Genomic DNA, 10,576 nt, shown 5'->3' on the forward strand with positions numbered 1-10,576 from the left:
GCCCGTCTGTCTTTTGAGGCAGGCGGGCTTTGCGCTGTCTCAAAATAAAGATAGAAAAAGGATGAAACTTGCCTGTGTTTGGTTGCAATATCCCGTTTGAACGGTTACACTTTCTTTATAAGGGTCTGTCCGATTAAGGGCTGACAGACCGTGTTGTGAGAGAAAAAGAGGAAGAAGGGGGACCACATGATGAATAATTTTTTCCGCTGCCGTTTCGTGCCGGAGGCAGGAGCCATAACAGGAGGGCGGACTGCACCGGGAGCCTGCTTTGATGTCTGCAAACCCGCCGCAGGCTATACCCAGAAAATTGTCATTCAGGGCTTTGATTGGGGGCCTGCGGTCACAGCAACAATTATCCGGCTGGAGGATGCAATCCAGGCTGACTCGGTGCGGGCCGGGGATTTTACCGTTGTGGAGAAAAAAGAGGCGTTTGACTGGGCTGCCATGGCGGCGGAACACAACGTGGTTTCGTCGCCCCGAAAGGTGTTGGATGCGTATGCCTGCACCAGCTGCGGGGATCGGACGACTCTGCCCACCCAGTACATACGGCTGGAGTTGAGTTATGGCCCGAATACAGGGATCCCGTTCTGCTATGATTTTTATACCAGTAAAAACACCTGGTGCGCGCCTTATGAATTGAGCGTTTCGCTGGCGGCAAACCCGGCCCTGACCACGATTTGGGGGAATAGGATTGCCTCTTTGAGCGTGGACCCTGTTATCCGCTTTGAGGATGCCCTCCTCCCTCAACTGGGCGACTTCCATCGGAATGGGAAATTTGCCGGCAGCGACGGCAAAGAACTGCGGTTTGCCTACTATACCCCGGCGCTCCAGCCCGGCCGGAAAGCTCCGCTGGTGATCTGGCTCCATGGCGCCGGGGAAGGCGGGGCCGATGCCCGCATTGCCCTGCTGGGTAATAAAATTGCCGCTCTGATTGGCCAGGAGTTCCAGTCTGCCCTGGGCGGCGCTTATGTTCTGGCGCCCCAGGCTCCCGGGTTCTGGATGGAATACGATGAAGAAGGCCATTGGCAGGATAACCCTGGCATAGCTTCGGTTTACACCAAGGCACTGAGGGAGCTGATCCAGGCATTTGTGGACAAGTTCACGGTGGATGCCGACCGAATTCTCATCGGCGGCTGTTCCAACGGCGGCTATATGACCATGAATATGGTGCTGCAATACCCCGATGTTTTTGCTGCAGCATACCCCATCTGCGAGGCATACAAGGACAGCGGCATCACTGATAAACAGCTGGAGGGCATTCGAAACCTGCCCATCTGGTTTACCTATGCCCAGAACGACACGGTTGTTCCCCCGGCGGACTATGAGGCCCCCACCATTGAACGGCTGCGGGCCATCAACCCCAACCTGCGCACCAGCGTTTTTGCGGATGTGCACGATACCTCCGGCTTGTATACCAATGAGGATGGGACTCCCTATCAGTACCAGGGCCACTGGAGCTGGTTCTACTTTTTTAACAACGAGTGTGTAGACGACACCACCGGCGAGAATTTGTGGGCCTGGCTGGGCAAGCAGCATAAATAAATTCGAGCCGCTCTGATTTCATAGAAGCGCTGTGCACCGGACGCGCCGGAGGCACAGCGCTTTTTGGGGTGTATTCCCGGTAAAAATGGTTCAATATCTTGCAATTTTCCTTTTGTTTCGATAAGATAGAGAGCAGCACACAGACACGGCGCACCGGCTGCGGCGAGTCAATGGTTTGGGGAGGACGCTATGCGTTATCTTTTTATTTTAAATCCGGCCGCAGGAAAACAGGATAGCAGCGGCCCGCTGATCCCGGCGCTGGAGGCGGCGCTGGCACGGGCCGGCATTCCGCCGGAGCAATATTCCATCCAGCGCACCGCTTTTGCGGGCCATGCCCGGGGGTTGGTGCAGGCGGCCGCCCAGCGCGCCGCCCAAGAAGGGGAGGAACTGTGGGTTTACACTGCCGGCGGGGACGGCACCCTCAACGAGGCGCTCACCGGGGCGTATCCGTTCTCCAATACGGCGGTGGGCTGCCTGCCCTACGGCAGCGGCAACGACTTTCTGCGCAGCTTCGGCACCCGGGAAGAATTTCTGGACCTTGACGCCCAGCTGGCGGGCGGGGTATCCCGAATCGATTTAATGGAGACCAGCCTGGGTCTTTCGGCTACCATCTGTGCGGCGGGCCTGGACGCCCAGGTGGCCTATGGCATCCCCAAATACCGGCGTCTGCCCTTCTGTGGGGGAGAGATGGCTTACCTCTTGTCCATCTTGGAACAAATTTGCGGGCACATTGGCCGCCGGGTCCGGTTTGAGATCGACGGCGGGCAGCTGGAGGAGGACTGCCTCATGTGCGCCGTCTGCAATGGCCGGGCCTATGGCGGCGGCTTTATGGCTGCGCCGGAAGCCGCCCTCGACGACGGCTGGCTGGATGTCTTTATCATCCGGACGGTGGGCCGGATGACCATCGCCAAAATGCTGGGAATGTATAAAAAAGGCCGTCACTTCATCCAGGGACACCTGACCGAGGCGGCTGAGCCCTATTTCCTCTACCGCCGTGCCCGGCGGGTTACCCTCAGCCCGGTGGATGGGCGGGGGCCTATCATCGCCACGGCGGACGGCGAGTGTGCCCCGCTGGATACTCTGGAGATTTCTCTCCAGCCTTTGGCAGCCCGGATCCTGCTGCCCGGGCCGGTTCATGACCGGTTTGAGGCCCAGAAAACTGCCCCCACCAAGTCCTGAGCGCAGGATTGTTCTATTACGCCCCGCTGTTTTTACGGCCGGGCGTTTTTTCATTCCCGGAGCGCACAGCCCGGGGGAATTTGTGGTGGGCGGAAGGTATATTGAACGGCATCGGAACCCATACTTTTTTTGGACCAAGGAAACGGAAAAGGGGGATTTTATGTCGGTACGGCGGATTGCCGTTCTCTATGCGGGGCTGCTGCTGGGCTTTGTGGTGGTAGCCTGCCGGCTCTACCTGACGGCGGGGAACTCTGCCTATGCAGCCCGGGCCGCAGATCAGAGCCAGGTCACTTTGACGCTGCCGGCGAATCGGGGGAACTTTTACGACTGCGAGGGCCTGCTTTTGACCGGAATTCAGGAGGATTACTATGCCCTCTGCCTGCCCGGGGAGGGCAGTTACACCCGGCTGTATGATATCGCCTCGGCCGAAGGGCAGGCCCGTCTTTACGAAAAACGCAACTCGGCGGCGCCCTTTTTGCTCCGGGTGGGACGGGACGTGAGCGATCTGGGGGTGTATACCCTGACCGAGCCCCGGCGATACTGTACCATTCCTCTCTGCCAGCACCTGATCGGTTATCTGGACGGGGAGGGCAGGGGGGTAGCCGGGCTGGAAGCGGCCCTGGATGAACTGCTGGCGGGGGATGGCAGCCGGGACACCCTGCAATGTGCGGTCACCGGCCAGGGGCGGCTGGTGGAGGGGACCGCGCCGGTGTATACCCAGGCGGAAACCACCGGTACCGGCGTCCAGCTGACCATCTCCCGGGCCATCCAGCGGGGGGTGGAGGCGGTGGCGGGCCAGACCATGACCACCGGCTGCATCCTGGTTTTGGATGTGGCCACCGCCCAGGTGCGGGCCAGCGTCAGCCTGCCCGGCTATGACCCCGAGAACATTTCGGCAAGCCTGGATGCCGAAAACAGCCCTTTGCTGGACCGTACCCTCTGCGCCTATGCGGTGGGGTCGGTGTTCAAACCGGTGCTGGCCGCCGCTGCATTGGAGCAGGGTAAAACCGATCTGGTGATCCAGTGCCCGGGATATACGGTTCTGGATGGGCAGGTCTATCGCTGCGCCTCCGGCACCGCCCACGGGGAAACGGATCTGGCCGCCGCCCTGGAAAAAAGCTGCAACGGGTATTTTATCCAGTTGGGGCAGATGCTGGGGGCGGATTCGGTGCGGGAGATGGCAGCGCAGCTGGGCTTCGGCCAGGCGGTCTATCTGGCGGGCAGTCTGCGGGCCGCGGCCGGGGTTTTGCCTGAGATGGAGGCTCTGGCCAGCAGCGGCCAGCTGGCGAACTTCAGTTTTGGTCAGGGGCAGCTGCTGGCCACCCCGGTCCAGATTGCAGGGATGATGAACGCCATCGCCGCCGACGGGGTTTACCGCACCCCGAGTTTTCTGCTGGGGACGGTGCGGGAGTCAGACGGGGCCCGGCTGGAGGCCGCGGCGGCCCCGGCAGAGCGCCAGGTTTTTTCGGCCCAGACGGCCCAGACCCTGCGGACCCTGCTCCAAGGGGTAGTGGAGCAGGGCACCGGCCACGACGCCGCTCCCCTCTACGAGACCGCCGGGGGTAAGACCGGCACCGCCCAGACCGGGCAGTTTGAGGACGGCCAGGAGAAGATGAACCTCTGGTTTGCGGGTTTTTACCCGGCAGACGACCCTCAGTATACCATTGTGGTCCTTCAGGACGGGCAGAACGACCCGGAATACTCCAGCGCAAAAATCTTCTCCCAGGTCTGTGAGGTGCTGTATTTGCTCCGCCGCTGAGGGGAAAAGCCCTTGCTTTTTGGTCCGGATTGTGCTACTATATAGTCGTATTTCTATGTGCGATCCCCGAATCGGTTGAAGGAGCATGAAAACGTATGACTGTTTATGAAATCGTTGGCGGCGTGGTTTTGATGGTCGTCGCTGTGATCATTGTTGTGCTCACCCTGCTGCAGCACACCCATGGCCAGGGCCTGTCCGGCGCCATCAACGGCGGCGCCCAGGGTGCAAACGCCAGCCGGCTGACCCCCGCGGATCAGATGCTGGCCAAGATCACCAAGGTCGCCGGCGTCATTTTCTTCGTGGTGGCAATCGCCGCCTGCATTCTGTCCAGCCGTCTGGGCTGAGCCGATCTGTGATAGCCCCGTCGCTTGTACGGGGCTGTTTTTGTGTCCGGGCGGCGGCTGCCCGGCGTGGGAAGGGCCGCGCTCCGATGGAGAGCGCGGTTAAGTTGGAAGGAGAAACTATCAATTATGGCAATTCGAGATAAAATCGAGCATGCGATCCAGCAGCAGCCCTGCACTGTCCGGGATCTGAAAGCCAAGTTCGGCGGCGACCGGGGCGCAGACCGCAAGGTGATGGAGGCGCTGGACGAGCTGGTGCGGGAGGCTGTGGTCTGCCAGCGCCAGGGGGTGTTCTTCACGGTTCGCTCCGGCCGGGCCGACAAAGCACTGGTCTGCAACCTGGTCAAGCTGGGCAAGAACTTCGGCTTTGCCATGCTGGAGGACGGCACCAGCGATATCTTCATCCCGGGGCGGTTTCTGCGGGGCGCTATGCCCGGCGATAAGGTCCTGGTGGAAAAGCTGGCCCACCCCCGGGTGGAGGGCAGCGACGAGGGCGAGATCCTGGCGGTTCTGGAGCAGAAGAACAACCTGGTGGGCACCACCCGCCGGGTGGACGGCAAGCTGGTCTTTGTGCCGGACGACTGCCCGGCCATGACCATGACCATCATGCGGGACTGCGGCGGCGGCGCCAAGGACGGCGACAAGGTTGCCGTGGAGATCCTCTCCCGCGGGGCCCGGCACGACGAGCACCGGGTGGGGGTGGCCATGCGATTCGGCAGCTCGGACGAGGCCAAGCGCTGCGCCAAGGCCCTGCTCTACGCCCAGGACATCCGCAGCCGCTTCCCCGATAAAGTCCGGGACGAGGCCAAGAAGCTGGACGGCGCCACCGTCCGGGAAGAGGACACCCAGGGCCGGATGGACCTGCGGGCCCTGCCCATCTTCACCATCGACAGCGCCGAGACCAAGGACATCGACGACGCCATCAGCCTCAAGCAGACCGCCGACGGTTTCGAGCTGGGGGTCCACATCGCGGACGTCTCCCACTATGTCAAGCCGGGCACCGAGCTGGACAACGAGGCGTTCAACCGGGCCACCAGCGTCTACTATGCAGACCAGGTGGTGCCAATGCTGCCCAAGCAGCTCTCCAACGGCATCTGCAGCTTGAACGAGAAAGAAGTCCGTCTGGCCTTCTCCTGCCTGATGCACCTGGACAAGGGCGGCAATCTGGTGGATTATCGCTTTGTCAAATCGGTGATTTGCAGCCGGGTCAAGGGCGTTTACAGCGAGATCAACGCCCTGCTGGCAGGCACCGCCGACTCCGAGATCCAGGCCAAGTATGTGGAGGTGGCCGACCAGCTGCCCGCCATGCGCAATCTTTACAGCCTGCGGGCCGGCCTGCGCCGGGAGCGGGGCTGCCTGGACATCGAGAGTGGGGAAGTCAAACTGATCCTGGACGAGGACGGCCACTGCATTGATGTGAAAAAGCGGGTCCAGGGCGAGAGTGAGGCCATGATCGAAGAGTTCATGCTGCTGGCCAACCAGTGCGCCGCCCACTTCGCCCGGGTCAAGCAGATTCCCTTTGTCTACCGCGTCCACGAGGAACCCAACAGTGAGAAACTGGAGCGGCTGCACAACCTGCTCCAGGCCTGCGGCATCAACGACCACTTCGCCAAGGATGTGCCGGTGCCCAAAGAGCTGAGCGCTATCCTGGAGGGCGCCCGGGGGACTGCTTATGAGAAGATCATCCATACCGGCATGCTCCGCTGCATGTCCAAGGCGGAATATAAGGCCGAGCCCAAGGGACACTATGGCCTGGTGCTGAAGGATTATGCCCACTTCACCAGCCCCATCCGCCGTTACCCGGACCTGGCCATCCATCGGATTCTCACCGATCTGCTGGCCGGCGGCGACAAGGAGACCCTGACCGTGCGGTATGCCGACTTTGCCGAGCAGGTCAGCAAACAGGCCAGCCAGCGGGAAGTGGTGGCCATGCAGATTGAGCGCCGCGCCGAGGACTGCTACAAGGCCGAGTATGCCCGCCGTCATCTGGGCGAGTGCTACGAGGGCACTATTTCGGGTGTCACCCAGCGGGGGCTCTTTGTGGAGCTGTCCAACGGTGTGGAGGGCTTTGTGCCCGCTTCCAGCCTGACCCCCAGCGGCACCATGCTCACCGAGGGCATCCGTCTGTCCGACCCTGTCTCGGGCAAGAACTGGAACCTGGGCGACGCCATGATGATCACCATTGTCCGGGCCGATGTCAACCTGGGCAAGGTGGACTTCGAAGTGGCCCCTGCCAAAGCCTGAAAATAATATGCGGAACAAAACAGCCCCGCCGGGTTCGCCCCGGCGGGGCTGTTTTTCTGCTGCGGGGCAGGGGAGTGGGCTCTGTGCTGAAAAAGCGAAAAAAATATGCGCGAAAACAGGCGGAATTTCCAAATCCCCCCTTGCCGGAATGGCCTGCCTGTGCTATTACTAAACTAGTGGTTTGTGCGGATTTTACTCCGCCCGTCTCTGGTTACAGTTTCCAATGGTTTGGTTCTGAAAAAAGGAGGTCCATTTATGAAACACTATGTATCCCGCCGAAGCTTTATGAAGGCGGCCGGCGTTTCTGCCGCCGCCATGGCTATGGCCGCCAGTTTCGGCACGCAGCGTGCGGATGCCTGCCTGCCCTTCCTCAAGAAGTCGCCGGTCACCATCCTCTACACCAACGATGCGCATACCTACATTGACAAAGAATCCCCTGAGCTGAGCTATGCTTCCATTGCAGCGCTCAAACAGAGCTATGTTTCCGCCGGTCAGGATGTCCTGCTGGTGGATGCCGGCGACCATGTCCAGGGCACTGCCTACGGCTCCATGGACGAGGGCGCTTCCATCATCCAGCTGATGAATGCCGCCGGTTATGACCTGGCCACCCTGGGCAACCATGAGTTCGACTACGGCATGGCCCGCGCCCAGGAAATTATGAAGGAAGCAGACTTCCCCTATATTTCCTGCAACTTCATCGATCTGCGCACCAACCGCAAGGTTCTGCCCGCCGTCAAGCGGTTCTATCTGGGCGGCCTGTCCATTGCCTTTGTGGGTGTCACCACCCCTGAGACTTTCACCAAGTCCACCCCGGCCTACTTTATGGACGAGACCCAGAGCAAGTACATCTATAATATCTCCGGCGGCGCCGATGGCCAGGAGCTGTATGACGCTGTGCAGAAGGCCATCGACCAGGCCAAGATCCTCTCAGACTACGTCATTGGTCTGGGCCATCTGGGCGTAGATCCCTCCTCCTCGCCCTGGACCAGCCGCGAGGTGATCGCCCACACCGTCGGCTTCGATGCGTTCATTGACGGCCACTCCCACACCGAGATCCCCTACGAGGAGGTCAAGGACGCCGCGGGCAACACCGTTGTTCTGACCCAGACGGGCAACTATCTGGACAATGTGGGCCGGATGACCCTGGGCACCGACGGCACCATCACCACCGAGCTGATCTCCAGCTACGAGGGCAGGGACGGCAATGTGGACGCCATCCAGGCCGCCTGGATCAACAGCGTGGACGATATGCTGGGCGAGAAGATCGCTTACAGCGATATCAACTTCTACATCAGCGACCCCAACAGCGGCAAGCGTCTGATCCGCTCCGAGGAGACCAACATGGGCGACTTCGTGGCAGACGGCATTTACAGCTACTTTAACGAGATCGAGGAGCTGAACTGCGACATCGCCATTATGAACGGCGGCGGTATTCGTGCCGACGAGTATGCGGGCTACTGGTCCTTCAAGACCTGCAAAGAGGTCAGCCCCTTCGGCAACGTGGCCTGCCTGATGGAGGTTACCGGCCAGCAGATCCAGGATGCCCTGGAGTTTGGCGCCCGGTATGCGGGTTCCGGCCAGGAGAACGGCGGCTTTTTGCAGGTGGCAGGCGCCAGCTACGAGATCCATACCTCGCTGCCCAACACCGTGCAGACCGACGACAAGGGCGTCTGGACCGGCAGCGCTACCGGCACCCCGCGGGTTCAGAATGTCAAGATCTACAACAAGCAGACCGGCACCTATGAGCCGCTGGATCCGAACCGCACCTACGCCATGGCCGGCATGAACTACACCCTCCGCAACCTGGGCGACGGCTTTGCCATGTTCGACGGCGCCAAGCTGATCAAGGACTACGTCTCGGAGGACTACCTGGTGATGGCCAGCTACGCCATGATGTTCGGCGGCGTGGATGCCGAGGGCCTGGGCCATCTGAACACCAACAACAGCCCCCTGGCCGATTACCCCGGCTACCTGATCCACTACGAGAATCCCCGTGGTGCAGGCCGCATTGTGCTGCGCTGAGGGCCGGCGTTAACCTGGTACAAGAGACTGTTTATCCACAACCAACGGCAGGAGTCGGGGCGCGGCCGCGTCCCGGCTCCTTTTTGTGTGCGAGTACCCCGAAAAGGACGGTAAACCCAAATGACAAATCCCTATACCAAAACCATACGCGCCTGTTTTGTGGGCTATATTGTGCAGGCGATTGTAAACAATTTTGTGCCGCTGTTGTTTCTGACCTTTCAGAACAGCTCCCAGATCCCGCTTTCCCAGATCACCCTGCTGGTGACCTTTAACTTTGGCGTTCAGCTGCTGGTGGACCTGGTCTCGGTTAAATTTGTGGACCGGATCGGCTACCGCGCCGCCATGATTCTGGCTCATCTGACCGCGGCCGCTGGTCTGCTGCTTCTGACCATCCTGCCCGAGCTGCTGCCCTCGCCCTTTCTGGGGATTCTGGCGTCGGTTATGGTCTACGCCATCGGGGGCGGCCTGCTGGAAGTGGTGGTGAGCCCGGTGGTGGAGGCCTGCCCCTCGGACAACAAAGAAAAGGCCATGAGCCTGCTCCACTCCTTTTACTGCTGGGGCCATGTGGGGGTGGTGCTCATTTCCACCCTGTTTTTCCAGCTGGCCGGGATCCAAAACTGGAAGATTCTGGCGCTGCTCTGGGCGGTGGTCCCTCTGGGCAATGCCCTGGTGTTTACCCGGGTGCCCATTGCGCCCCTGATTGAAGAAGGGCAGCAGGGGATGACCCTGAAAGAGCTGTTCGGCAAAAAGCTGTTCTGGCTCTTTGTGGTCATGATGATCTGTGCCGGGGCCAGCGAACAGGCGGTGAGCCAGTGGGCCTCCATCTTCGCTGAAAAAGGTCTGGGCATCTCCAAGACAGCGGGGGACCTGGCGGGGCCCATGTCTTTCGCGGTGCTGATGGGGCTTTCCCGGGCGTTCTATGGCAAGTACGGCGACCGGGTTCCCCTGGACCGGTTCATGGCATACAGCAGTGTGCTCTGCATCCTGTCGTATCTTGGGATCTCGCTGCTGCCGCTGCCCCAGCTGAATCTGGTCTGCTGCGCTCTCTGCGGGCTCTCGGTGGGCATTATGTGGCCCGGCACTTTCAGCAAGGCGGCGGCTGCGCTGCCCGGCGGGGGAACGGCCATGTTCGCCCTCTTCGCTCTGGCAGGGGATGTGGGCTGCTCGTCCGGCCCCACCGTTGTGGGCTTTGTCTCCGGTCTGTTCGGGGATAATTTGAAAATCGGGGTGCTGGCGGGGATTGTGTTCCCGGCGCTGCTGTTGGCGGGGGTGTTGCTTTCCAGACGAAAATCCAAAGAGGGCTGAGCTTGCCCTGTGAAAAATACCGCCCGGCGGGGGATAACTGAACTGCACCCCATTTGTTAGACAGTATGGTATACTGGATAACAAGTGGGGTGTTTTATTATGCCAAAAGGAATACCGAACAAACGCTACACGCCGGAATTTAAGCAACTGGTAGTAGAGACAATGCGAAAGGAACACATAAGTG

General features: G+C 60.5%; 7 protein-coding genes. All 7 read left to right on the plus strand.

The features are described 5' to 3' along the window. Nucleotides 1–186 precede the first annotated feature (186 nt). The 7 genes from JCM17207_RS06800 to JCM17207_RS06830 all read left to right on the plus strand — a co-directional run bounded on the left by JCM17207_RS06800 (nucleotide 187) and on the right by JCM17207_RS06830 (nucleotide 10,392). Entirely contained in the window at nucleotides 187–1,542 is a 1,356-nt protein-coding gene (locus tag JCM17207_RS06800) for a prolyl oligopeptidase family serine peptidase (protein ID WP_238316861.1), read from the plus strand. A gap of 189 nt (nucleotides 1,543–1,731) precedes the next feature. Continuing rightward, complete coding sequence (locus JCM17207_RS06805) at nucleotides 1,732–2,721, plus strand: diacylglycerol/lipid kinase family protein (RefSeq protein WP_238316862.1); 990 nt, start codon at nucleotides 1,732–1,734, stop codon at nucleotides 2,719–2,721. A 160-nt stretch (nucleotides 2,722–2,881) separates the two neighbouring features. Then, on the plus strand, nucleotides 2,882–4,480 hold the full coding sequence (locus tag JCM17207_RS06810) for a peptidoglycan D,D-transpeptidase FtsI family protein (RefSeq protein WP_238316863.1): 1,599 nt from the start codon (nucleotides 2,882–2,884) through the stop codon (nucleotides 4,478–4,480). A 95-nt stretch (nucleotides 4,481–4,575) separates the two neighbouring features. After that, complete coding sequence (gene secG, locus JCM17207_RS06815; protein ID WP_238316864.1) at nucleotides 4,576–4,824, plus strand: preprotein translocase subunit SecG; 249 nt, start codon at nucleotides 4,576–4,578, stop codon at nucleotides 4,822–4,824. A gap of 126 nt (nucleotides 4,825–4,950) precedes the next feature. Next, nucleotides 4,951–7,065 (plus strand): ribonuclease R, encoded by a 2,115-nt coding sequence (gene rnr / locus JCM17207_RS06820; RefSeq protein ID WP_238316865.1) that lies wholly within the window; start codon nucleotides 4,951–4,953, stop codon nucleotides 7,063–7,065. 255 nt (nucleotides 7,066–7,320) lie between these two features. After that, the gene (locus tag JCM17207_RS06825; protein ID WP_238316866.1) at nucleotides 7,321–9,087 is read left to right on the plus strand and encodes a bifunctional metallophosphatase/5'-nucleotidase; all 1,767 of its coding nucleotides are present in this window, start codon (nucleotides 7,321–7,323) and stop codon (nucleotides 9,085–9,087) included. Between the two features lie 120 nt (nucleotides 9,088–9,207). Then, nucleotides 9,208–10,392: an MFS transporter gene (locus JCM17207_RS06830; RefSeq protein WP_238316867.1), complete on the plus strand. Its 1,185-nt coding sequence runs from the start codon at nucleotides 9,208–9,210 to the stop codon at nucleotides 10,390–10,392. Nucleotides 10,393–10,576 lie beyond the last annotated feature (184 nt).

The sequence above is a fragment of the Faecalibacterium gallinarum genome, assembly GCF_022180365.1.
GTDB classification, from domain to species: Bacteria; Bacillota; Clostridia; order Oscillospirales; family Ruminococcaceae; genus Faecalibacterium; species Faecalibacterium gallinarum.